Source organism: Brumimicrobium mesophilum, from assembly GCF_003025005.1.
Classification (GTDB): Bacteria; Bacteroidota; Bacteroidia; order Flavobacteriales_D; family Crocinitomicaceae; genus Brumimicrobium; species Brumimicrobium mesophilum.
Window position 1 is genome coordinate 125,005 of record NZ_PVSS01000006.1, and the last position, 24,890, is coordinate 149,894.

Consider the following 24,890-nt stretch of genomic DNA (forward strand, 5'->3'; position numbering starts at 1 on the left):
TGTAGTAGGGGCGATTTGAAAATCGCCCCTACTACAAAACAAATCGCGCAACAAATCAAATGGCCGCCCTCTAAAACCAAAGCTTCACACCACCATAATAATTTCTTCCTGCCGCTGGATTGAAATATCTTCCACCAAAAGCATTGATGTCATTTCCTAAACTGTAGCTTTCATTCAACAAGTTATCTATACCTGCGAAAAATTGAATTTCTAAGGCAGATGAAACCTTCCAATTCCAAGTTCCTTTCAGTTGAACTAAATGAAATTCATCCGAGAAGACGGTGTTTGCATCATTTAATGGCATGGTAGAAGTGTAATTATGAGAAATGTTCAATTCTATTTTTTTAGGAAAAGTGAAAGTCAGGGTATTCGTCCAAACATAGTCGGGAACAGCGGTTACGTTATTGTTTGAATAATCGTTTTCATCTACGCGATAATCACCAAAACGATAGTTGTTATATGTTGCCGCAGTTTGAAAATTCAACTTTCGAATAAATCGGTCTGTATCTGGAGGTAAAACATAAACCCAAACTGATGCTTCAATTCCTTTTTGGTCGATTTCTCCAGCATTCACATAAAAGTCAGCACCATTTTCGTCGATTTGTCTTACAATACCGTTGGACATATTGTATTTGTACGCACTTACGTCAGCAATAAATCTTCTATTGGGAGTTTCATATCGCAATCCAACTTCGTAATTGATGCCTGTTTCAGGTCTTAAATCTGTGTTGATGATGTTATTTGAAGAACGGACTTCTGCGATTGTTGGAGGTGAATATCCTTTTGAAATACTTCCTCGAACAGCCAATTGTTTCGAGAGAAGATAAGAAGTTGCGACTCTAGGCATCAAAATATCTCCAAAATCAATTTCTCCACTAGAATTTGTTGTTTCTGGAAAAAGTGAATTGTATTCAATTTTCGCTTGATTTATTCCAATCGAAGCTTCAATTGTCCATTTTTGATAGAATTTCATATTCGCACGATAAAAATAACTCGCTTGGGAATTGTCCAATTCATCTTTGGCTTGTGCAGCTCCGGGAGTACCTTGATTGTTATCAAAATTGTCTATGTCACTCCAACCTTTTTGACCTTCAAATCCCAACTGCATTTGCCATTCAATATTGTCTTTGAATTTATCTTGATAGGAGAGATAGGTACGAATTCCCAAGTTCTTTTCTGTTCGAAATTCGTAATTAGTTATGAAAGGATTTTCAAAATCTGTATAGGAACCAAAAATGCTAATTGTATGACTCAGTTTGTTGGTGATACGTGATTCATGTGCAATTCCTCCGAAGAAAGTTGAGTTATAAATCCCTGCTTTTTGTTTAACTGCGGAAGGATTTGGCCCCGCAGCCTGACGCGCCATTGTTGGGTCTTCTAACATTTGAGCTTCTGTTAATCCACCAGGGGTTTCATAGTGTAAATCAGAAAATAAAGCCAATACTTTCAATTCATTCTTCTTCGAATATTTCCATTTATGCGCTGTTTGAAAGGTCATTTTGTTCAAAGCAGAGTTTTCTCGATAACCGTCTGAACGCATAAAAGATTGGTCAACCGAAAAAGAATATTTATCATTTACTTTTCGCTGAACTGAAAGTTGTTCTTGGAATAATCCGAACGAACCGGCATTTAATAAAAGAGAACCTTTGTTTTCATTTACATTAAATCCTTTGGGCTGTATACGAATGACACCACCAGAATTAGCGCCGTAAAGCGAGCCATCTGGACCTTTTAAAACATGAATTGAAGAAATTGAAGCTGGATCAATTAAATTGAGATAGGTATTTCCACCGGCATCGGTCAATGGAAATTCATCCATATAAATCTTCGTGTTTCGAATTCCAAACGGAGAACGAATCAAACTTCCTCTCATGGCTAATCTGTAACTTCCAGGTGAACGCTCTTCCATTCTTATTCCTGGAACAGTGTTTATGGCAGGAAGTAGAGTAGTGCTTTGTTGTTTTTCAATTAATTCTGATGAAATAGTATTCGCAGAAGAAGTTAATCCTAAAAGTGGTTGTTTGGAGAAATAAGCGATGATTTCTACCGCTTCGAACTCGGATGATACAACTTTTGAAGTATCGATTTGACTATAAAGAATTGAGAAGGAAAAAATGGAGAGTATTAATGAAAGGGATTTGTACATTTAAACTGAAGATTTAGAAAAAAGATTAACCGCAAAGTTCACAAGGGAGTCGCAAAGGGAGCAGAGTTTTGTTCTCAACGCATTTTTATTTTTTTTTGTAGCGTCGCACGGTCGTTCGACGCTACAAAAAAAATATCGTTAATCATTATTCCCCAATCCGATTCGTAATCCGAAATTAACTAATTCGTAATTACTTTGAAATTGAATACAATTTCCCTCCGTCAGTTACAGTATAAAGAGTTCCGTTTGTTCCTTGCGTAATATCTCTAAAACGTTCTCCTTGGTCTGCTAAGATTCTTTCTTCTCCAACCACTTTTTTTCCATCTAAAACAATTCTTGCAATGTGATTACTGTTTAATCCAGTAATGAATAAATTGTTTTTCCATTCTGGAATATTATCACCTTTATAGAAAGTCATTCCACTTGGTGAAAGAACAGGGTCCCAATAATAAACAGGTTGTTCCATTCCTTCTTTTTGTTGAATAACAGGATCACCGATTTTTCCGCCAGCATATTCTATACCGTAGGTAATTGTTGGCCAACCATAGTTGTTCCCTGGTTTGATGAGGTTTAATTCATCTCCACCTCTAGGACCGAATTCGTTACTCCACAATTCTCCAGTTTCAGGATGAAAAGCCATTCCTTGAGGATTACGGTGTCCATAACTATAAATTTCTGGAAGTGCATCTGTTCGTCCTTCAAAAGGATTCCCAGCAACTGGTTCTCCATCGGTTGTAATGTGAATTATCTTACCAAATGCCGATTTTAAATCTTGTGCTTGTGGTCGAGTAACTTTATCAGAACGTTCTCCAACGCTTAGAAATAAATTTCCTTCTTCGTTAAATAAAACACGACCACCATAGTGTAATTTTCCATCATAAGTTGGAGTAACTCGGTAAATTACCTCTGCATTTTCTATCGTTTTTTCATTATCTGCTAATCTACCTTTCGCTACAGCAGTGTGATTTCCTTCCTCAACTTCTTCAACAAAAGCCCAATAAACCATTCTACTTTCGGAGAAGTCAGGTGCTAAAGTTAAGCCTAAAAGCCCTCCCTGTCCACGGTCGTCAACTTCTGGAATTCCAGTAATTTCTTCACTCAGATTACCATTTGAAACGTCCACAATACGCATAGTTCCTTCGTTTTCTGTGACAAGAAGTCGGCCATCAGGGAGTTCTACAACACCCCAAGGTGAATTTAATTCTTCAGTAATGACATCCACTTTATAAGGAGTTGTTGTTACCACTCCAGCAATTCTTGTTTGACCTTCAAAAGCTGGTTTGTAATCTGTATTTGCATTTCTTGTTTCAACGGGTGGAATCGTATCACTTGTTTTTTGATTGTCAACAACTTTCGGTTTATCCGAAGAATTAATTGCATTACTGCAAGAAATCATAGATGTTGCGAGAATTAAAGAGGCGTAAATGAGCTTCATATTATTTAGTTTGAGATGAATATATCCGTTTTTACGAATATAAAGTTAAATACTGTATAGTCCATATTGATTAAGTTCCTTTCACATTTTTTAATATATGCTTAACCTCTAATCGCTTTTTCTTGATGGAAACGAACTCATTTGAGTTGCTACACTATCATTCTTTATGAAGAATAATCAATTGCCAATATACTATTTTATTACTTTTACTTTTCGGGATAGATAAATCAAAAACCCAGTAAATAAAAAATGCAACTGACTCATTATAATACAACCTTCAATAAGCGAAAATTCCCCATCACTTTAGTTTGTGATAATGTAACCAACGCTGCAAATGTGGGGAGCTTGTTCAGAACCGCTGATGCATTTGGAATTGAGAAGCTAATCTTATGTGGTGAAGTTTCCGTTGGTCGAAAAGTGACGAAAACATCGCGTTCGACGGAAAAATCTGTGCCTTTTGAAATACAAAATTCCGCTATAAATGTGGTTGAGGACCTTAAATTGAAAGGCTATCGTATTATTGCCGTTGAGATTACAGAGACGAGTAAACCCATTCATTCTTTTCATTTTTCCTTAGAAACTCCGATTGCTTTTGTGGTGGGAGATGAGATTTTTGGTGTTTCAGAGCCAGTTCTTAATCTTTCAGATGAGGTAATCCACATTGAAATGTTTGGCGAGAATAGCAGTATGAATGTAGCCCAAGCCACAAATATTGCCCTTTATGAATTAACAAAGCAATCGCTTTAACTTTTATTCTCTTCATTCGGATTATTCAATGTTTATGAGCTTTGCCACATATTTAGAGTTTTATCCATTCTACATTTTATTATTTTTACCTTTTTCAGATTTCAAAAAATAGCATGCAAGAAGTACAATACATAATCAATCAAACGCAACTTCAATCGAAGAATATTGAAGCAACTTTAAAATTACTGAACGAAGGAGGAACTATCCCATTCATTTCACGTTATAGAAAAGAAGCAACAGGAGGACTAGATGAAGTTCAAATTGCACAAATTCGTGATGTTGCTGATAGCTTCAAACAGATCTCTCAACGTCAAGAAACGATTTTAAAAGCCATTGATGAGCAAGGTGAGTTAACTGATGAATTGAAAAAGAAAATCAACTCGTGTTTCAATATGAATGAGTTGGAGGATATTTATTTGCCATATAAGAAGAAGCGCAAGACAAGAGCTGAATCGGCAAGGCAATTGGGATTGGAAGGTTTGGCAAAGATTATTATGTCTCAGGGAAACCAATCTCCAGAAAGCGCAGCCAAAAGTTTCGTGAAGGGAGAAGTGAAAGATGCTGAAGCGGCTTTGGCTGGAGCTAGAGATATTATCGCAGAATGGATCAATGAAAATAGTGCGGTGAGAAGCCGATTGAGAAAAGCTTACCAAAAAAATAGTTCATTGACTTCAAAAGTAGTGAAGTCGAAAGCAGAAGAAGCGGAGAAATACAGAGATTATTTTGATTATTCTTCATCCTTAAAAAAATGTCCATCCTACCGATTTTTGGCGATTTACAGAGCGAACAGTGAAGGGTATTTAAGAATGAAAGTAGCCGTTGACGAAGATTCAATTTTTGACTTTATGAATCGCTTTTATGTGAAGAATAATTCACTGATGGGGCAGCAAATTGAGTTGGCTTACCAAGATGCTTACAAGCGTTTATTACATCCTGCTTTGGAGAATGAGGCACTAACTGAAAAGAAAAAAGAAGCCGATAAAAGTGCCATTGATGTATTTTCAGAAAACTTGAGACAATTATTGCTAGCGGCACCACTCGGAAAGAAAAGAATTTTAGCTATCGATCCAGGATTTCGTTCAGGCTGTAAAGTTGTTTGTTTAGATGAAGCCGGAGAATTATTGACGAATGTCACGATTTTTCCGCATGCGCCTCAGAAGGAATTAGACAAAGCGAAAAGTAAAATATGGCAATTAGTTGAAGCATACAAAATTGATGCAATTGCGATAGGAAATGGAACAGCAAGTCGGGAAACGGAATTCATGGTAAAAAACATTAATTTCAAGACTGAAGTAATGGTTTTTGTGGTTTCGGAAGATGGAGCTTCAGTTTATAGTGCGAGTTCAATTGCTCGTCAAGAATTCCCCGATTTTGATGTGACTGTCCGAGGATCAGTTTCTATTGGAAGAAGATTAATGGATCCCTTGGCTGAATTGGTGAAAATTGACCCAAAATCCATTGGAGTAGGGCAATATCAGCACGAAGTGGATCAGAAATTATTGAAAGAAAGTTTAGATGATGTCGTGATTTCTTGCGTAAACGAAGTGGGAGTGAACCTCAATACTGCTTCTCCTTATTTAATGAGTTATGTTTCTGGTTTAGGTCCACAATTAGCAGAAAATATCGTTGAATACCGCAGAGAAAATAATGGGATTAAATCGCGACAAGAATTAAAGAAAGTAAAGAGGTTAGGAGAAAAAGCCTTCGAACAATGCGCAGGATTTTTGAGAATTGTCGATGGCAAAAATCCCTTGGACAATTCTGCTGTTCATCCAGAATCTTATTCTTCGATTGAGAAAATGGCAAAACAGTTAAAAATGACGGTTCAAGATTTAATCGGAAACGCGGAGGTCTTGGAACAACTCAAAAAAGCAGACTTCCCTTACATTGATGGATTTACATTTGATGACATCATCAAAGAAATTAAAAAGCCCGGTCGTGACCCACGTAAAAAAGTAAAAGTGCTAGAATTCGACAGTTCAGTTAAATCTATCGATGATTTGTCACTAGGAAAAAAACTAAATGGTATAGTTACGAATGTTACGAATTTCGGTGCTTTTGTGAACATCGGAATTAAAGAAAACGGATTAATTCATAAATCGAATTTGGCAGATGTGTATGTTGAGAATCCAGCGGATTATATTAAACTACACGAACATGTGAAAGTGGAGGTGATTCAATTGGATGTGGAACGAGGACGGATTGGGTTGAGGCGATTGTAGGGGCGTTTGCAAATCGCCCATGCAATCTCCCATGCAAACGCCCCACTTCATGTAAAATCTTATTTTTGATTAAATATGGCTCAATTCAATAAATTCTTCAAACCAACAAAGTCAAAAAACACCTTATGGATTTTAACGAAAACCTATTTACAAACTTCTCTATTTTGGATCATTTTCTTGATTATTTTACCTTTTGGAATAAGGTTTATTGAAGCTGAGTATTTCGGCTTTGCATTTTCTCCACAAAAAGTAATTGGAACCTTATTATTTATTGGATTTAGTTTGCTCGCTTTGTATAGTGCATTTTTGATGAGCAGTATAGGAAAAGGAACACCATTACCTACAGACTGTGCGGTGAAATTGGTAAAATCAGGAACTTATAAAGTTTGGAGAAATCCTATGGCTGTTTCGGGAATTGGTCAAGGAATTTCGATTGGTATATATTTTGGTTCGACATTTGTGGTTTTGTATGCGATTTCAGGTGCAATTCTGTGGCATATTCTAGTTAGACCTTTGGAAGAAAAAGATTTGTTGGAACGCTTTGGAGAAGAGTATTTGAAATATAAAAATGAAACAAAAAATTGGATTCCGAACTTTAAGAGGAATAAGTAATTGGCTTAATTGAATTCTTTTATTCGATGAGAGGTATCAAAATAAAACATGCTTATGTATAAATTAACGCTTTTCTTATCACTCATTTTTATATTTACGGGAATCACAAATTGCTACGCTCAAGAAAATCCATATCCCAAAAACTTCTTTTTGAATGATGACAACACGATTAAGGAACTGTTGAAAGGTGGACTGAATGTAAATGACGAAATTTTATGGGATGCCAGTACCCAACAATTCGTATCGAGATGGCCTGTTCAACTAATCTACGAAGCTGGTAAAAATAAGACCGCTGATGTTGAATTTAGTGAGGTTTATTTATCCGAAAATCAATTGATCAACTCAAGTTCACCACAAGAATATTTATTGAAAGAAATAGCATTTTCTTTAAACCATCAAGACAATAGTCGAGATAGAGGGTTGCTAATACTTCGGTTTGATACTCTGGGAAGATTGATTTACTACGAACGTTTTAGAACGGATGGAGATACAATGTTTAAGGAAAACATCAATCGAGATATTGTTTACCATTCTCATGATGACAACTTAAATCAAATCATTGTTGACACGGATTTTAAAACGGAGTTGTTTTATTCCCCGGAAGTCGTAAACAACAGACGAGTTCTTCCTCAAATTAAGCGAGGTAATTCCCAAGTAACGGTTCGAATGAATGAAAACTCACTCATAGATGAGGTCAAAATAGTTAACAGTCTTGAATCTGACGACGAAATTGAAAAGAATGAATGGTCGACTTATTATTTTTGGGATGATTTCGGCAGACCGACAATTTCACGGAGTTCTGAAAAGCAATTAACCCATTATTCTTACACAGACACTAGCTTTAATTTAAGTCAAGTCGCTGAAAAATATCCTCTAGTTAACATTCCATGCGTTATGAGTTGGCTCGAAAATTTTGATTCGAATCGTTTGACTCTTACCTCGTGTAATTCATTGGATTTTATCTTGTTGGACAAGCACAAGCTTTTAATGCAACTCAACCCTCCAAACTCGAAGATTTTAGGAAAACTATATTATGAAATTTCAGATTCATTAGGATTTTCAACCGTAGTCGCAGAAATTGATAGTTCCGTGAATTTTTCCGCAGATTGCGTCGATCTAGTGACCAACGAAAATGAACCAGAACCAGAATTTGCTGGAGATTTTCATTTTGACTACAATTCTAAACATTACTTGAGAGGAGGGACGGCAACACAAACAGACTACAATCATTATCGATTAAAAAATGGATGGCATTTCTATGTTTACAAGGAAGGTGCTGCTGACTTTAGAAGTAGATGGTTTTCAATTGGCAAGCGAGTAACATCACAATTTAGAACTAAAACTTATGTAATTACCAATGAAAATGGCTTAGTACAATATGTTTCATTGAATAATATTCTTTATAGATTCCAGTGGAAATAAGCTAAACAAATGTTTTATAAAACTCCCATTGATAATGGGTTGAGAAGCATTCAGAGAATAATTAACTTGATGTAGAAATTACGCTGAAATAACATTTTTACAGGCTATTTTATTATCTGAATAAGATGGTATAAATATTGGTGTAATCTTTCAATTATGAAACTATTTAAACGCTTTGTATTTTTCATTTTTTGCATGAGTTTTCCTCAATTCTCACAGGCTGGAATTACAATAAAAAAAGCACTATCCGAAAGTTATTATTCTATCGAAAATTCAAATAGGAAATTTCAATATAATTCCGTCAATATTGATGAATACGACGATGAAATTATTCAAATTATCAATAAATACAGTAATTTAAATAGATTTGGTGGTATTTATGAATACGCTAAAGTGATAGATTTAATCCTCGTAGAAATTAATAAACTGGAATTTGTATCCGATGCTTTTTATGACAAATGTGCAGTGAAAAATTCGATATTCCCTGTTCCATTCAGGATAGGTGTTAAACTTTTAGTAAACGACTTGACCATAGAAAAATGCTATGATATTGTGGTATGTCCAGTTGACGAGAGAAAGCGTTTTTTCGGAAAAAGCAGGAAAATCTTGAGTAATAGAGTTGATTATTTAAGCAATTACATTAAAAATGGGTTTATAGATGAGCAAAGAGCGATTTGCGCAACTATTTCGAAATATGATGATGTTTGGAAAGTGAGAGATGAGTTAGCACTAAATATGGTTTTTATGGATACCCTCAATTATTTTGTTGTTGACTCTTTAACACATAATTTGGGACTGATTTCGGATGACCAATTAGTGATTACCAAATACATGAAATATATTGGGGAAGAAGAAATCACTTTAAAACGCATTAATAATTTACCATTTTACATTGCCGTATTCCCACAAACGACGCTCATGAAAAATCAAACTTATTTGTTTACAGTAATTTTTCCATTTGAAAATAACGTCAGACCATTTCAAACTGAACTAGGATTTGAATTATCCAATGGAAGTAGTTTAATGTTTGAATTTAAAGGGAATAATCAAATTAAATAAATCATCATGAAATTAAAAAGAATAGCCCTTATCATTAGTTTGATTGTATTTGCAAATTTTTCAATGGCACAAACTCCTGATGCTGAGTTTAGCGACGATGTGTTGGGAGGTTTTATAATAATGCCAATTGAAATTCCTGTAATTGACAACAGTGATTTGAACACTGCTTTATCAGAATTCGGATTCCCCTCTTTAAACCATCCTACTATCAATTTTGGAATCGGACTTCAATTATATACCAACAGATGGATTACAAATTTTTCCTTTATTAAGACTGCGCAGAGAAAAAGCAGTGAAACGTTTAGCACTGAGGCAGAATATCGATCGACTTCCTTAAGTATTGGATATGATTTGATCAAAAATTACCGCTATTCTATCTATCCATATATTGGTTTCAAAGGTTATGGTTTAAATTATTTATATCGTGAAAAATCAGCTAGCGAAACGAATTTTAATGATTACTTCAATAATCCACTTGAATACAAGGAATTTCATTCTTCAAGAGCAAATTTAGATTTGGGAATAGGTGCTTCTTTCCAATGGTTCTTTTTAATTAATTTAAGGGCAGGATATTTATTGCCGTTTGAGAATGCAAGTTGGAGGATAAATAATAACAATGATAAATTAGGTGATTCACCTGGGTTGGATTATAATTATTATTTTTCTTTAACCATCGGACTTGGTGGAATTACAAGCGATGCAGAAGCAAGAAGACCCGTGTATGAGTCTGAACTATAAAGTAATACAAATTTTATCCATTAAATGATAGGTTTTCAACACGAGAAAGCAATAATTATTTCTATTGTGGTGTTGGTCATTCTCATCAATTGAATGGCTTTGAAAATGGAAAATGAACAATTCAGCGCTTAGAGCGTTTTATTTGTGGAAACAATTGATGGTTGGGAAATGTACATCACTGCTCATGTGTATGAAACTAAGGGTAAGAATTCTTATGATTCATTAATCAACTGCTAGATTACACCGTTTTTTTGTCTCCATTGTTCGTTTTATTCACATAGCCGATAATTGTTATGACAACTAAAGATTATTGGCACTACATTTAAAAAAACATTACTATGATAAAAAAATACCTACTTATAGCTGCTCTTGGTTCAGCTACCTTGACATTAATTTCTGCGGGACTATCAGAAACAACAAGCAAAATTGAGTCCTACATGCCGCTACCAACCTCTTCAGGTGGTGCCGGATCAAATGGATTAGGTGATCGAACTGGAAGTCCTTTGTCTGCTGCAACATGTGCTGCTTGTCACAATGGTGGAGCTTTTGGAGCTTCGATTTCAATGCAACTTTTGGATAATGGAGTTCCAGTAACTACTTATACGGCTGGTAACAATTACACCATTGAATATACCGTTTCAGGATCATCTAACGGATTTGGTTTTCAAGGTGGAGCACTAACAAGTGCAAATGCTGCCGGTGGTTCATTTAGTTCTCCTTCTGCTGGAGCTCAAACAGTAAGTATTTCAGGAAGACCTTATGTTGAACATTTAGGTTTATCAACTAGTGGAACTTTTCAAGCAACTTGGACTGCTCCAGCTGCTAATACAGGATCAGTTAATTTTTATGGGATTGGAATAGCTGCAAACGGTAATGGAGGAACTTCTGGAGATCAAGTAACAGCGCCTCAATCAATGACAATTACGGAATCTGTTCAGCCATCACTTACTTACCCTGGAAATCCATTTTGTTCAGATGAAATGAGTCAAGCTCCTCAAGTAATTGGTGTTTCCAACGGAACATTTAGTGCAGGATCAGGATTGGTAATCAATGCAGTAAATGGAGAAATTGATGTTGCAGCTTCAACACCTGGAATGTATACCGTTAATTATGTTTATGCTTCAGGTACTTTAACTACAGGCGTAACGATTAATCCAAATTATACAACAACTGCAAATGCAATAATTTGTGAAAATGAAACTTTAACTTTTGGAACACAGACTTTGGATGCATCAAATGCCGGTTTAAACACTGAAATCTTCCAATCAATTGATGGTTGTGATTCCACCGTAAACTTAACTTTAGCTGTGGAAACAATTGATAATACAACTTCAATTGTTGGTGATACACTGACTGCAAACCAAACTGGTGCAACTTACCAATGGGTAGATTGTGACAATGGAAACGCAGCAATTTCTGGAGCGACAAGTATGACTTTCACTCCAATGGTGTCAGGAAATTTTGCCGTAGAAATATCCCTAAACAATTGTGTTGAAACTTCTAATTGTACTTTTGTTGATCTACTTGCAATTGATGAATTTGAAATCGAATCAATTGTAGTTTATCCAAATCCTGTTAATGATATTCTTGAAATTAAAAATATGAATCAGTTTGGTGAGATTAATACAATCACTTTGATTGATGCAAATGGAAAAATAGCCAAGCAAATAGCTGTGAATAGCACTTCAGTAGATGTGGAAGGTTTAGAATCAGGAATTTACTATTTAAGAATTAAAGGGAGTCAAGGAATTTCAACTATTAAAGTTGTCAAAAAATAGTTCTGTGACATTCAATTTTTTGAAAAGCATCGTCAATTGGCGGTGCTTTTTTCTGAGTTAAAGGGAAGATAGAAAGGAAGAGGGAAGTGATAAGTTTACAAATGATATTTTAGCGGCCGGACATCAATTGGTGGCAAATGAGCCATAAGACAGGATAAACGCTTTCTAAAGGTCTGTTTTACCATTCCTTAATCTCAGGAATGATTCGGTCAGTAATACTGCTTATTGTTCCATCGGAGATCTCAAAATCATAGAGCTCTTTTAAATGACTTTGGATGTCTGAATAACTCATCCCTAAGCCATATAAACCCAGTATTTTCTTGTCTATATCGCTTGATAATGTGACTTGCCTTTTCCCTACTGCAGCGGGCTCAAAACTACCATTCCTGTCTCGAGGTGTTTGTAACTCAAAAGTACCTAAACTGCTCTCCATATTCTTTCTCCCAGAGCCATTGCGCCTGTTCTTAGCAGGTTTAGTCTCTTTTACATGTTCTGATATTTCCGCTTCCAAAGATGCTTCTAACACCATTTTAATTAATGGAGTGAAAACTCCACCATGCCCTGTTAAAGGCTTTCCGGTTTTGACACTGGCCACCAGGTCTTTCGAAAATTGTTCAAAATCGAATTTCTCTTTCATAATCGTCAAAATTTACTTCATTTTTATTTAAAAAATAAATTTTGACACAGTTTAATGAACATACTCCTTTGGAATGAATTAAAATCAAAAGCAGGTAAAACTGTAATTGAAATCACAGAATTCTTCGGAATATGCTTCAAAGCCGAAACCATAAAACACTCGCTAAAATTCCTCAAACTGCAACTTTGTACGTAGTTTTACACAAAACTTATAATCACTGCGAGCATCTCTGAATTCAGAATAACCAAAAAATAGTTCATAGAATTTCTATATGAGTTTAGAAAACGAATTTTGTTAAATGCGGATGATGTAACAAAAGTTGAAGGTGGTGGTAATTATGAAGAAGACATAATAAAAAACTAAGTTTGACATGTGGTATCCGACCCAATCAAAAAAACATTCAATTTGCAATTAGAAATAGAAAATCCAAGAATCAAATGTTACAAATGCTTAAGGCCTGCAAGCACTTGTATTTGTAAACACATCAGTCCTTTGCACACCAAGACGAGGTTTATTATTCTTATGCACCCGATGGAGTACAACAAGGAGAAAAACGGAACGGGACGTATGACCAATCTTCAGCTTGAAAATTCAGAAATTATTGTTGGTGTTGATTTCACCGATAATAAACGTGTGAATGAAATACTGAATAAAGAAAATAGTTCTTCTTTTTTGCTTTATCCAGGGAAAGATAATTTCAACTTATCGACCAGAGAAAGTTCAGAAATCATTTTATTTATGGGGGATGACCCGCACATCTTCCTGCTTGATGGAACTTGGCCTTGCGCTCGAAAAATGCTTAAAATGAGTAAGAACTTACAAAAACTAAAAAGAGTGAGTTTTGACAATAAAATCAAATCGAAATTTATTATCAAGCAACAACCAGAAGCTCTTTGTTTGAGTACGATTGAATCCGTATTTACTGTCTTGAATTTACTCAAGAAAGGTGACTTTGAACAATGCAACACTGAGAATTTCCTTTTGCCTTTCGAAAAAATGATTGAGCATCAACTCGAATTTATCCTTCACCCAGATAATGAAAGCTATCATTCAAATGCGAACAGAGAGTACATACCGAAGAACATGTACAAGAAAGACTCGGAAAGAAATATTTTTTTTGAACAAGAAGGTTAGCTGTTTATAATGTTGAAATTGATTAAGTTCAACCGGAATCATATTTAAAACGCTATCACAAATCAATAAGAATAATAAAACAAATGACAGCTGAAGAATTCATAGAAACTTTAGAAATGATTGATCGGGATTATCCTGGAGCAATTCCTAAAAGAGAAATTTTTGCTTTGGCGAAAGAATATCAGCAAATGCCAGTCGATGAGGTGGTGAAATTATTGAAAAGTAACTCAGATGATCAAAAACTCAGTGCTGTTTCAATTTTAGATTGGAAAGCAAGAAACAAGAAAACTTCCGAAGAACAACGGAAAACCATTTTTGAAGCTTACATCGATAATCATGAATTTATTGTTGATTGGGGAATGGTTGACAGAGCAGCGCCTTATGTTGTTGGAGGATACTTGCATGATAAGAACAGGAAGCCTTTGTATGATTTAGCGCATTCCAAAAACCCAATGGAACGCCGTACAGCCATTGTGAGTACATATTTTTTTATTCGCAAAAATGAAATTGAAGATACTTTTAAAATTGCTGAAATTCTAGTTCACGATACTGAACATTTCGTTCAAACTGCAGTAGGAAGTTGGGTGAGAGAAGCTGGAAAACGAGATGAAGAAAAATTAAGGAATTTTCTTGATCAATACGCTGCCGAAATGCCTAGAATTATGATACGTGGCGCGATAAAGAAATTAGATTCCGAAACGAGGAGGTATTATTTGAGTTTGAAAAGGTAATTTGTTTTCAAATTTTAGTAAAATAAATAACTTAGCTATTCGGAAAGGAAGAATATTATTATTATTAAGTGGAATAAAATGAACTTCAATCAAAAAGTTACAGACTATATAAGCAATGCTTCAGACGAGCAAGTTGAAATCTTGGATCATTTGAGAAAGTTGATTCATGAATCAGTATCTGGAGTTTCTGAAGAAATAAAATGGGGTTTTCCTGTTTTTTGTAGGACCAAAGATTTTGCTTACTTCAGATATGCTAAAAAACATTTAACGCTTGGTTTCTATAACATAGAAAAAATCGAAGATCCTGATGGACTTTTGGAAGGGAGCGGAAATACCTTGAAGCACATTAAGATTAAAAAAATGAGCGATATTAATGAAGAGCTATTGAAAGAATGGTTTAAATCTATATCGGAGTAGGTGATTTAAAAAATAAATGAGAATGAAAGTTACAGAAGAACATAATAAACGTGTGGCGAAATTAACTTTTGCTTCAGTATATCCACATTACGTTACAAAAGTTGAAAAAAAAGATAGAACACAAGATGAATTGCACCAGGTAATTGAATGGCTCACAGGTTTTGATTTAGATAAAATAAATGAGCTTATTAAAGAAAAAGTTACATTTAATACTTTTTTTGAAAGGGCTAAATTAAATCCAAATGCCTCATTAATAAAAGGTGTAATTTGTGGATATCGTATTGAGGAAATCGATAATGAACTTACCCAAAAAGTTAGATATCTGGATAAGTTAGTGGATGAATTGGCCAAAGGTCGAAAAATGGAGAAGATTTTACGTGAAGGATAGGGTTTACTCAATTGCTGCTTATAACACTATTTTTTGAACAAGTTTTATTTCCTATTCTCAGTAGGTTTTCCTATATTTACTTGAAATGAAGTTTGTAAAATGATGATTTTCTAAATGTTCACTCAAAAACATAGAGCAATGAAAACGAAAGAAAAATGGTATAACAGTCCACAGTTGGTTGGAACTTTATTGATGTTTTGGCCTCCGTTTGGTTTGTATGGACTTTATAAAAGCGAGAATATTGATTCTAAAATGAAAATTGCCATATATGGAGTTTTTGTCTTTATAATTGTTTTATTTTTAGTGATTCATTTTGGGTAAAATGTCGTCATTTTCTTCAATTATAGATTAGCTACCTTATAATACTACAATTAATACTACTGTCTTTATGAAAATTACCATTTTATCAGTATTAAGTGTTTTCTCAACTCTAATTTGTTTTGGTCAGTCTGAATTGGTCTATTTCGATACAGATGAGCATTCCTTAACAAATGAAACCAAATTAAAACTAGATGCTATTATTCAGGTAACGAAGAATAATTCAAAGATTAATGAAATTGGCATTATTGGGCACACAGATGCGGATGCTTCTTTCGAATACAATAAAGAATTATCCTTGAAGAGAGCAAAAAGCGTCAAAAATTATTTGATCTCGAAAGGATTAAACAATAGGTTTCATGTTTTTTCAAAAAGTGAAAGTGAAGTTCTTAATGAAGGACTTACAGAAATAGAAAAAGCCAATAATAGAAGAGTAGAAATAATCTTAGACTATGACACTAATAATTCTATATATGAAACCTTGGATAAAGATTTTCAAGTTTACAAAATATCATCACAAAAAGACACTTTAATAACCTGTCTAGAAGGAACAGTTTTAGACATAGGAAAAGATGTTTTTGCACTGAAAAATAAGTCTTCTGATCTAATCATCAAGGTGAAGGAGTATTATAACAAATCTGATTTTATTTCCGCTAACTTAACTACCCTCACCAACAATAATGAGTTGCTCGAATCTCGTGGAATGATAAACATTGAGGCTTATCAAGACGGTGAAGAAATCCAATTAAAGGAGGATAAATCATTAGGCATCTTTTTCAAAGACAGAGAAGTAGATGATGGAACTGGAATTTTTATAGGTTCGGAAGATAATAATGAAGTTATTTGGAATCAATCATGGAGTGGATTTACTGACATCTCGTCTTACGGTTGGTCTGTTACTTATTATGAAGGTGGAGATACCATAAAAAAATCACAATGGTGGTATGAAAAAATTGATACTGTTACTTATAAAATAAGGCATACTATTCAAAAAGGTGTAGAAAAGTATGACACTTTAAATGCAGAAAGTGAGATGTTAATGAAAGATTTAATGCTTTCTTCATCTTCTTTGGGATGGATAAATTGTGATAGATTTTACAAAAGTGATGGGCCAAAGACAGACTTTGTGGTAGAAATTAATGAGGATTTTTCACCTGATATTTCCATCGTTTTTTCGGAAATTAACTCTGTGCTTCCCTATTCATATCGAGAGGACAATAAATTTATTTTTAATAATGTTCCTCAAGGTATGAAAATTTCAATTGTTGGATTATATAAAAGTACTCAAGACGACCAAATCTATTTTGCAAGCGAAAAGTCATTAACCAAATCAAAATCGCACGATAATTTAGTTTTCAAATTAGTAGAAGAGGCTGATTTAAAGGAAAAGTTTAAATCTTTGTAAGTAAACAAGTTTGTCAAATAGTACTTTAAATCTATAAAATTGGTCATACAGAAGAATTTGAAATTTTATGGTCACCATGTAGGCATATTGCATAGATTTCGGATCAAAAACTAAATTAGAAAAAGTATAAATGCTATATTTCCATATCGATTAAATTATTGAAAAACGAAGGATTTCAAATGAGTCAAGTTACAACGTGCAGTTTTTTTAAATTAGACAACTTCTCCGCTAAATGGTGGGCTTTTAAGCAAATGCAATTAGGCCGTTTAGCAATGAAAAAAGTGGATGGATTAACTTTTTATAAAATTCTTGGTTCAGGGGCTAAAGATGGTTTTAGTGCTAAACCAAATTTTGGAACTTACGTATTATTATGTGTTTGGAATTCAGAGATTGATGCCAAGAAATTTTTCATGGAAAATGCCTTCTACAACAAATACAAGAGCAAGAGTTCAGAAAATTTTACAATTTATGCCAAGGCTGCAGAGACACGTGGCTTGTGGGATAAAAGGCAGCCCTTTGAAAAGTCAGTTTCGCTGGAAAATGGACACCCAATTCTGGCTATAACTAGAGCAAAAATCCGCATGTCTAAGGTAATTTCATTTAAGAGGAAGGTGGGTAACATTAGTGATGATTTACAAAATTACAAAGGTGTTCTTGTTTCAATAGGAGTAGGTGAATGGCCAGTAATTGAGCAAGCAACCATAAGTATTTGGAAAACGAAAGCTGAAATGATGGATTTTGCTTACAAAAAAAATGGACCCCATTCAAAAGCTATCGAATTTACAAGAAAATACAATTGGTTTTCTGAAGAGTGTTTTGCGCGATTTGTACCTTATAAACTCGAGGGCCGATGGAATGGTGAAGATGTTGGCGATATGTTGAGTAAGCTTAAGCTTGAACAATCTTAATTTTTCTTTTTGACAAGTTGTGTAATTCGTTTTACAATTATCGCACGGAGACTTATTTTCATAAGACAATTTTCGAATCAGTTTTTTTAAATATATTTAGCATCTAATACATTCCTTATGAAAAATATATTTGACAAAGCTGTTGCACAAGAAGTTATTGAAAGAATAAACAAATTAACTGTCGCCTCGAAACCTCTTTGGGGAAAAATGACCGTTGATCAAATGTTGGCACATTTAAATGTTACTTACGAGTTCCTGTATGAAGACAAACATCCTAAACCAAAAGGAATTACCAAATGGATTCTCAAAACGTTTATCAAAAAGATAGTTGTAGGTGAAAAAGCTTACGCTAAAAACAGCCGAACAGCTCCTGAATTCTTAGTGACAAGCGAAAAAGATTTTTTGTTTGAAAAGGAACGTTTAAATTCTAATATCATGAGAACATTAGAATTGGGTACTGAATATTTTGACAATAGAGAAAGTCACTCTTTCGGTAAATTAACTATTTCTGAATGGAATATAATGTTTTACAAGCATTTAGATCACCACTTGAGCCAGTTTGGGGTTTGATTTTTGAAAATTTTGAAATAAAATAATAAAAAATTCTATCAGAAATTAGTTACGGAAATAAAGAAGCAAAATTTAGAAAATCAGCTTTTTAGGCTATCAATCTAAACCATCTATAACGCTGACAATTAACTATTAAAGATTATTTCAAAAGTTTCCTTCTGTTCCATTCTCTTGATATCAAATTCAACTCTCTTCCTGTTTGACCAGCAACAGAGGTGTTTTCATCTGCTCTTCGCAATAAGTAGGGCATTACTTCTTTGATTGGTCCATAAGGCACGTATTTAGCAACTTGATATCCATGGTGTGCCAAATTGAATGAGATATTATCAGACATTCCTAACAGTTGTGCGAAGTATATTCTTTTATCATCTTTAGCAATGTTTTTTTCTTCCATTAATTCTGCCAACATATGAGAACTATCTTCGTTATGCGTACCACAACATAATGCACAATGTTCAATTTCTTCAACCATAAGCTTAATGGCTGCATTAAAATCTATATCTGTTGAATTTTTGTCTGGTTGAATAGGTGAAGGGTAATCCATTTCTACAGCACGATCACGTTCTTTTTCCATGTAAGCGCCACGAACAACTTTTCCTCCGTATTTGTATCCAGCTCTTTTTGCTTTTTCGATTCCAACTTTAATGTGTTCCAATCTATCATGGCGATACATTTGGAATGTATTGTAAACTATACAAGTCTCCTTATTGTACTTGGCCATCATCGATTCAGCTATTCTGTCTAAAGTATCTTGAATCCAAGATTCTTCCGCATCAATAAAAATTGGAACAGCGCAAGCATTTGCGTGCATACAGATATCATTAATACGGTTGATTACTCTAGCAAATTCCATTTTTTCAATAACCGTTGGTTCTGCATTTTCGTCATTTAATTTTTCAAGTAATCCATGACGTGAAAGACCTGTAACTTTGAATACAGAGAAAGGAATACCTTTGTTTCCTTTGGCTTTCTCAATTGTTGCTAAGATTTCATCACGTGTAGCATCAAAATCTTCCTCTTCTGTTTTTCCTTCAACTGAATAATCCAAAATTGTACCTACATTGTTTTCATAAAGGGTTCTAATTGTATCGTCACAATCGTCAATTGTTTCACCTCCACAGAATTGCTTGAAGATTGTAGCTTTTATAATACCACTAATGGGTAATCGCAGTTTAAATGCAATTGGAACCATGAATTTCCCAAATTGAACCAACCATGATTTTCCTACAAGTTTAAACATGGTATACGCGCGTTTCAAATCTTTAGTAGACTTGTATTTGAAAGCGATTTCTGTATTATCGAATGATATCATTTCGCAAATTTAATTTCTAAATTTTTATTCACAAGCTTTTTTATACCTTGTTAAGACTTTTTTTCACAATTCTATTTCCAAAAGTTAAAAAGTTTCTGTTGCTTTGTTGTCCGACATTAAAAAATCAAAGTCATGATAAAGCAAATCGTCTCTAAAAATAACAAAATAGAGCTGGGAATGTTGACGAGTTCAAGTTTTAACTTTCTTCTCTCATCAAAGTATAAGGACAGCAAGAAAATTATAATTGTAGACGAAAACACTGAACAGGAATGTTGGCCTTTCGTATTAACTTCTTTTGAAGCTTTAAAAGATGCTGAAGTAATTCTTTTGCCTTCTGGTGAAGAGAATAAAGTTATGGAAATTTGCTTTCAAGTTTGGGAAGCTTTTACAAATTATAAAATTCAACGCAATGATTTGGTAATTAACCTCGGTGGAGGAGTAGTTACGGATATGGGCGGATTCATCGCTTCAGTTTATAAGCGTGGTTTAGATTTTATCAATGTTCCAACAACGCTTTTATCAATGGTTGATGCCTCAGTTGGTGGAAAAACGGGGATTAACCTAGGTCCACATAAAAACCAACTGGGTGTTTTTTCAGCTGCTGAATTAACTGTTTGTGATGCTTCATTTTTAAAAACTTTGGAACCAAAAGAAATTTTATCCGGAAAATCAGAAATGATTAAACATGGGTTAATTGCTTCTAAATCATTGTTTAATGACTTAGTAAATGACAAAAATGAAATTCCTTCTGCAGAACTGATTGAGGCAGCAATCCTAATTAAATCTGATATCGTTGATAAAGATTACAAAGAAGAAGGGGATAGAAAAAAATTGAACTTTGGACACACTATTGGACACAGCATTGAAGGGTGTTTATTGGAAAAACAAGTTGAAATTACGCATGGTGAATGCGTCGCTTGGGGGATGTTAGTAGAATCTTATCTTTCTATTTCTTTGGCTGGGTTATCATCAGAGGAATTTTCAATTATTGAAACTTATATTCGAAATACATATACCGCATTAGCAATAGACGAGGCCGAATTTGGAAATCTAATTCAGTTAATGTTTCACGATAAAAAAAACCAAGGAGCTAAAATTAATTTTACCCTTTTGAATGCCATTGGAGAATCAACTGTGGATTATCAACTAGAAGAAGACCAAATCTTGGAAGCTTTGAAAAAAGTTTTTATGTGATTGTGAGTGCTTCATATTGAGAGGCGTTAACTGCGGTTCAGCATTATATAGTAAACCATAATATGTTTAATTGAAGTTATTCCTAAAACAATATCGATTCAAGTTCGTTCGCTATAGAATGGTAAAAGATTAAAACAAATAAATTGAAGCAATTAAAAAATAAAAATTTAACGGAAGGAAGTATTTTAAGTTCTTTGATTAATCTTTCTGTGCCCATTATATTGGCTAATGCTTTGCAAAGTATGTATCAATTGATCGATACATTTTGGTTGGGTCGATTAGGAGTAAATGCCGTTGCCGCAGTGAGTTTAAGTTTTCCAATATTATTTTTAATTTTATCGTTAGGAGCTGGATTAACTTTAGCTGGTTCCGTGATTGTAGCACAAGCCAAAGGAGCTAAAAATCAGAAAAATGTCAATTATAGTTCTTCTCAAACAGTTTATGTCATCTTCTTTTTGTCGATAATATTGGCTTTTATTACCTATTTTACTTCAGAACCTCTCATGAAATTAATAGGTGCTGGACCAGAAATATTAAGTGATTCAGTAATTTATTTTAAATATTCTTCCTTTGGTTTCGTGTTTTTATTCATGTTTTACGTTTTTCAATCTCTTATGCGCGGAATTGGAAATGTATGGCTTCCGATGTATATTGTTTTGGGGACAGTTCTTTTAAATTTAGTTTTGGATCCGTTACTGATTTTTGGTTATGGTTCTTTTGAAGGAATGGGAGTTGCTGGAGCAGCAATAGCCAGTGTAATAACGCAAGGAATTTCAGCAGTAATAGGGTTGTTTATTCTCTTTAAAGGAAAACGTGGAATTAAAATTAAGTTTCCACAAATGAAGTGGGATTTAACTTGGACCAAAAGAATGTTTGCTTTGGGAATTCCTTCTAGTTTAGAAATGTCAGCCAGAGCTGGTGCAATGACCTTGTTGGTGGTTTTAGTTACAAGTTTCGGAAGTGAAGTTGTAGCAGCATACGGAATAGGTGTTAGGGTTTTAAGTTTAATTGTCATTCCAGCTTTAGGGTTTTCTATCGCCACTACAACTTTAGTTGGACAAAATATTGGGGCCAATCAAATAAAACGAGCGGAAAAAGTTGGAGATTTAAGTGCTAAAATAGCTTTTTTAGGTCTGACGGGAATAGGGATATTACTTTTTATTTTTGCAGAACCAATCACTGCTTTTTTTGTTCCAAATGATCCTCAAGTAATTAAAGAAAGCGCTTTATTTATTAAAATTATGGGGCCAAGTTTTGGACTTTTAGGATTGCAACAAGTTATGAATGGTGTTTTTAATGGCGCTGGTTTTACAAAAGTTTCTTTACTTATTTCAATTTTCGGTTTATGGATGATTCGTTTTCCTGTGGCATTTTTACTCTCAAATAATACTTCATTAGAGGAAGTTGGTTTGTGGTGGTCTTTCCCTATTTCAAACTTTTTAGCTGCTCTAGTAGGGTTTATATATTATAAAACTGGTCACTGGAAAGGAATGTTGGTTAAAGGTAGGCATCTAATGGAAAGATAATTGAAAAAATAGAGGTAAAAATACTATTTTTGAATAAAATATGAAGTATGAGAAGTTTAGTCTTTATTTTGGCTTTTGCATTAACAACAACCAATGGTTTTGCACAATCTTATCACTCTGAAATAGGTCTTGAAATCCAAGCAGCCAATTTCTCAAATGTGGGTGGTTCATTCGGTGGAGCACTAAAATGGGCTTTCGTTGAAGAAGATGCATTGGCTTTTGGTCCTAGTTTTAGATATCAATATATCTTTAGTCAAGATAAATATTTAGGAACATCAGGTAGTTCTTCTATTTTTGGTGGTGGAGGATTTTTACATTATCGTTTTTTAGATTGGTTTTTTATTGGATCAGAAGTTGAAATGCTTAAAAATCCATATAATTTCATTCAACCAGATAAAAGGTGGACCTTAACTGCTTATCTAGGAGGTGGGATTTCAAAAGATTTAGGATTCGTGAGATTAAATTTAGGAATTTTGTATGATGTAGCAGATGCTTTGAGAGACCCATTAATTTCTAATCCTTCTCCATTAAGTAATGGTTATTTTTTGAAGATTAGAAATCCTAATAATCCAAATATTGGCGATTATGTCCCTATGATATACCGTGTCGCATTTTTCTTCCCTTTGAACAGAAATAAAGAAAATAAAGAAGAGTAATATGTTTAAAAAGAAAATCCCCTTAATAGAAGGCGATACATATAAAACGGATGAAGGTTATATCGTTTTTACTGAACAATATCTTTTGAGAAGAGGATACTGCTGCAAAAATAATTGCAGGCATTGTCCGTATGGCTATGATCCAAAGACAGATCGTTTGAAGAAGAATTGATTTTTGAATTACAAATTGTCCTCAACCACCACCAGCAACTCTGATTCAAACATAGCTGCCGGTGAAATTACTTTCTCATTTAAAGGAATATTATTTCCGTAGCGCTCTTTCATTTTGTCTTTCACCACCTTGTTGGATAAGTCAAATTCTGATAGTTTTTGAAGTTGACCAATTTCAATTCCTAAAGCATTTTTGTAAATCTTCCACACCAATTCAGAACAATACAATTTCCTATTAGACCATTCAAAGTGAATATCATAAGGCTTTCCTGCGAATTGCTTACCGTATTCCTTCATCTTTTCAATTGCGTTTTCGGTCAAAACTTCTTCAGAATTGATTAACCTTTTAACTACGTAGTGAGAATTCTCCCCTCGTTCAATCCAATCATTTAAATGAGTTATTTGTACAGGTTGAATGGCTTCATAGACAAAGAATTCATCATTAATTTCATAGATAATTCCCATGTGACTGTATTTCGAGTTTGTTGCCATTTGAATCGCCTTACTTTGACTCGATTTTGAGATCTGGAAGATGATGTCTCCGTTTTGAAGTTTGGTTTGTTCTGTAGAAATAATTGAGAGTTCATCCAAAGTTTTAGATTCAACCTTTGGAATTTCAAATGAATATCTTCCATAATTCATCAGAAATATTAAGTAGCCAGAAAATATTAAAGCAATTGATGTAACAAAGATTCTAAATAGCTGATGAGTTTTCTTTCTTATTAGATAATATCCACAATAAAAAATTAAGCCTGAATAAATTGTTAAATAGATAATAATGTCCGCTAATGCATATCCAAATTGGACTTCACCAAACAATATGAGAATGGTTAGGAATGTTAATGCGAGTAATGGGAGTATCTCAAGAACTCGCTTTAAAATCTTTAATATTTTAATTCCTAAATTTTCCATCCACTACCGCATTTTTCATCCGATTCCTATCGGATCTTCATTTTATATTCTTCATTACTTTACTTCTCCATCGGACTACAAATCTCAATCAGAAAACCGTTATTGTCCAATACATATCCAACTTTCTGCCCCCAAGGTTTTTCAGTTAAACTTTCATATTGGGTTGCTCCAGCTTCAATTGCTTGTTGAAAGTCGGTTTCTATGTCTTCACTTGTAAATGCCATTTCTACTCCAAATGGTTTTTCCGATTTTGATATATGCTTAAAACCAGATTTTAGATTGGAATTTCCCAACTCAACAGAAGCAAATGAAATTGTTGTTTCTCCTGTAATTAGTTCACCATAATCATTTTCTGGTGTGATGAATTTTCTTTTAAATCCAAATGCTTTTTCATAGAATTCAACCGTTTCTGCTACATTCTGAACGTAAGTAATCGTGTAAGCGTATTTCAT

Annotated in this window: 24 protein-coding genes and 1 pseudogene; 19 read left to right on the plus strand and 6 right to left on the minus strand. The window is 34.1% G+C overall.

What is annotated here, in order from left to right; translation table 11 throughout:
• Window positions 1–70: 70 nt before the first annotated feature.
• Window positions 71–2,146, minus strand: coding sequence for a TonB-dependent receptor (locus tag C6368_RS07785; RefSeq protein ID WP_107038627.1), 2,076 nt, complete (start codon window positions 2,144–2,146; stop codon window positions 71–73).
• Between the two features lie 190 nt (window positions 2,147–2,336).
• Window positions 2,337–3,581, minus strand: coding sequence for a PQQ-dependent sugar dehydrogenase (locus C6368_RS07790; RefSeq protein ID WP_199851604.1), 1,245 nt, complete (start codon window positions 3,579–3,581; stop codon window positions 2,337–2,339).
• A 249-nt stretch (window positions 3,582–3,830) separates the two neighbouring features.
• Between C6368_RS07790 and C6368_RS07795 the strand changes: the two genes are divergently transcribed.
• From C6368_RS07795 to C6368_RS07825, 7 genes are all read left to right on the plus strand, one after another.
• Window positions 3,831–4,328 carry a TrmH family RNA methyltransferase gene (locus C6368_RS07795; RefSeq protein ID WP_107038628.1) on the plus strand — a complete coding sequence of 166 codons (498 nt, stop codon included), beginning with the start codon at window positions 3,831–3,833 and terminating at the stop codon, window positions 4,326–4,328.
• 113 nt (window positions 4,329–4,441) lie between these two features.
• On the plus strand, window positions 4,442–6,550 hold the full coding sequence (locus tag C6368_RS07800; RefSeq protein WP_107038629.1) for a Tex family protein: 2,109 nt from the start codon (window positions 4,442–4,444) through the stop codon (window positions 6,548–6,550).
• A gap of 75 nt (window positions 6,551–6,625) precedes the next feature.
• Window positions 6,626–7,162, plus strand: coding sequence for a methyltransferase family protein (locus C6368_RS07805; protein ID WP_107038630.1), 537 nt, complete (start codon window positions 6,626–6,628; stop codon window positions 7,160–7,162).
• A gap of 54 nt (window positions 7,163–7,216) precedes the next feature.
• Window positions 7,217–8,584: a hypothetical protein gene (locus C6368_RS07810; protein WP_159038502.1), complete on the plus strand. Its 1,368-nt coding sequence runs from the start codon at window positions 7,217–7,219 to the stop codon at window positions 8,582–8,584.
• Between the two features lie 195 nt (window positions 8,585–8,779).
• The gene (locus C6368_RS07815) at window positions 8,780–9,643 is read left to right on the plus strand and encodes a hypothetical protein (RefSeq protein ID WP_107038632.1); all 864 of its coding nucleotides are present in this window, start codon (window positions 8,780–8,782) and stop codon (window positions 9,641–9,643) included.
• 6 nt (window positions 9,644–9,649) lie between these two features.
• Complete coding sequence (locus C6368_RS07820; RefSeq protein ID WP_107038633.1) at window positions 9,650–10,381, plus strand: porin family protein; 732 nt, start codon at window positions 9,650–9,652, stop codon at window positions 10,379–10,381.
• Window positions 10,382–10,719: 338 nt separating this feature from the next.
• Window positions 10,720–12,159, plus strand: coding sequence for a choice-of-anchor V domain-containing protein (locus C6368_RS07825; protein WP_107038634.1), 1,440 nt, complete (start codon window positions 10,720–10,722; stop codon window positions 12,157–12,159).
• Window positions 12,160–12,340: 181 nt separating this feature from the next.
• On the opposite strand, the pseudogene C6368_RS07830 reads toward C6368_RS07825, so the two are convergent.
• A pseudogene (locus tag C6368_RS07830) lies at window positions 12,341–12,796 on the minus strand (transposase); the annotation flags it as partial.
• Window positions 12,797–13,201: 405 nt separating this feature from the next.
• Between C6368_RS07830 and C6368_RS07835 the strand changes: the two are divergent.
• From C6368_RS07835 to C6368_RS07870, 8 genes are all read left to right on the plus strand, one after another.
• Complete coding sequence (locus tag C6368_RS07835; protein ID WP_107038750.1) at window positions 13,202–13,930, plus strand: tRNA-uridine aminocarboxypropyltransferase; 729 nt, start codon at window positions 13,202–13,204, stop codon at window positions 13,928–13,930.
• Window positions 13,931–14,013: 83 nt separating this feature from the next.
• Window positions 14,014–14,661: a DNA alkylation repair protein gene (locus tag C6368_RS07840; protein WP_107038636.1), complete on the plus strand. Its 648-nt coding sequence runs from the start codon at window positions 14,014–14,016 to the stop codon at window positions 14,659–14,661.
• A 78-nt stretch (window positions 14,662–14,739) separates the two neighbouring features.
• The gene (locus C6368_RS07845) at window positions 14,740–15,078 is read left to right on the plus strand and encodes a DUF1801 domain-containing protein (protein WP_107038637.1); all 339 of its coding nucleotides are present in this window, start codon (window positions 14,740–14,742) and stop codon (window positions 15,076–15,078) included.
• Window positions 15,079–15,100: 22 nt separating this feature from the next.
• Window positions 15,101–15,466 (plus strand): DUF2200 domain-containing protein, encoded by a 366-nt coding sequence (locus C6368_RS07850; protein ID WP_107038751.1) that lies wholly within the window; start codon window positions 15,101–15,103, stop codon window positions 15,464–15,466.
• Between the two features lie 138 nt (window positions 15,467–15,604).
• Window positions 15,605–15,787 (plus strand): hypothetical protein, encoded by a 183-nt coding sequence (locus C6368_RS07855; RefSeq protein WP_159038503.1) that lies wholly within the window; start codon window positions 15,605–15,607, stop codon window positions 15,785–15,787.
• A gap of 67 nt (window positions 15,788–15,854) precedes the next feature.
• Window positions 15,855–17,189 (plus strand): OmpA family protein, encoded by a 1,335-nt coding sequence (locus tag C6368_RS07860; protein ID WP_107038639.1) that lies wholly within the window; start codon window positions 15,855–15,857, stop codon window positions 17,187–17,189.
• 179 nt (window positions 17,190–17,368) lie between these two features.
• A complete protein-coding gene (locus C6368_RS07865) occupies window positions 17,369–18,097 on the plus strand; it encodes a DUF3291 domain-containing protein (protein ID WP_159038504.1) in 729 nt (242 codons plus the stop codon).
• Window positions 18,098–18,214: 117 nt separating this feature from the next.
• Window positions 18,215–18,667, plus strand: a complete 453-nt coding sequence (locus tag C6368_RS07870; protein ID WP_107038641.1) for a DUF1569 domain-containing protein — start codon at window positions 18,215–18,217, stop codon at window positions 18,665–18,667.
• A 139-nt stretch (window positions 18,668–18,806) separates the two neighbouring features.
• On the opposite strand, the gene C6368_RS07875 is transcribed toward C6368_RS07870, so the two are convergent.
• Entirely contained in the window at window positions 18,807–19,979 is a 1,173-nt protein-coding gene (locus C6368_RS07875) for a proline dehydrogenase family protein (RefSeq protein WP_107038642.1), read from the minus strand.
• Window positions 19,980–20,111: 132 nt separating this feature from the next.
• Here C6368_RS07875 and aroB point away from each other — a divergent pair, with 132 nt between their 5' ends.
• The 4 genes from aroB (at window position 20,112) to C6368_RS17280 (ending at window position 23,527) form a co-directional block, all read left to right on the plus strand.
• Window positions 20,112–21,173, plus strand: coding sequence for a 3-dehydroquinate synthase (gene aroB, locus C6368_RS07880; RefSeq protein WP_107038643.1), 1,062 nt, complete (start codon window positions 20,112–20,114; stop codon window positions 21,171–21,173).
• Window positions 21,174–21,316: 143 nt separating this feature from the next.
• Window positions 21,317–22,699 (plus strand): MATE family efflux transporter, encoded by a 1,383-nt coding sequence (locus C6368_RS07885; protein WP_199851605.1) that lies wholly within the window; start codon window positions 21,317–21,319, stop codon window positions 22,697–22,699.
• Window positions 22,700–22,746: 47 nt separating this feature from the next.
• Window positions 22,747–23,355 carry a hypothetical protein gene (locus tag C6368_RS07890; protein ID WP_107038644.1) on the plus strand — a complete coding sequence of 203 codons (609 nt, stop codon included), beginning with the start codon at window positions 22,747–22,749 and terminating at the stop codon, window positions 23,353–23,355.
• A 1-nt stretch (window position 23,356) separates the two neighbouring features.
• Window positions 23,357–23,527: a DUF5522 domain-containing protein gene (locus C6368_RS17280; protein ID WP_159038505.1), complete on the plus strand. Its 171-nt coding sequence runs from the start codon at window positions 23,357–23,359 to the stop codon at window positions 23,525–23,527.
• Between the two features lie 8 nt (window positions 23,528–23,535).
• Here the strand turns inward: C6368_RS17280 and C6368_RS07895 are convergent, their stop codons facing one another.
• Complete coding sequence (locus tag C6368_RS07895) at window positions 23,536–24,168, minus strand: YiiX family permuted papain-like enzyme (RefSeq protein WP_107038753.1); 633 nt, start codon at window positions 24,166–24,168, stop codon at window positions 23,536–23,538.
• A 329-nt stretch (window positions 24,169–24,497) separates the two neighbouring features.
• On the minus strand, window positions 24,498–24,890 hold the full coding sequence (locus tag C6368_RS07900; RefSeq protein WP_107038754.1) for a VOC family protein: 393 nt from the start codon (window positions 24,888–24,890) through the stop codon (window positions 24,498–24,500).